Origin of the sequence: Parvimonas sp. D9, assembly GCF_035282565.1 — a bacterium.
Lineage (GTDB): Bacteria > Bacillota > Clostridia > Tissierellales > Peptoniphilaceae > Parvimonas > Parvimonas micra.
The window spans coordinates 1-283 of sequence record NZ_JAYKBM010000115.1; the positions used below are offsets into that span (position 1 = coordinate 1).

1 protein-coding gene is annotated in these 283 nt (G+C 29.0%); it reads left to right on the forward strand.

Annotated features, from left to right (window positions below):
• A partial coding sequence (locus VJI94_RS08250; protein WP_324009006.1) for a PCRF domain-containing protein occupies positions 1-283 on the forward strand: 283 nt, incomplete at both ends.

A 283-nucleotide genomic window follows, 5' to 3' on the forward strand; every position in this document is an offset into this window, starting at 1 on the left:
AATTAGAATTATTAGTGGAAAAATTTGAGGAACTTGAAAAGAAAATCATAGATCCTGAAATTATGAAAGATATGAATGTTTGGCAAAAACTTGCTAAAGAACATGGCGATATGAAGCCGATTGTTGAAAAATATAGAGAATATTCCAAGCATAAGAAAGAACTTGAAGAAAATAAAGAGATGTTAAAAGAAAGTCTGGATGATGAAATGAAAGAACTTGTCAAGGAAGAAATTTCTGAGCTGGAAGATAGTATTGAAAAGGAAGAACAAGATCTTAAAATTTT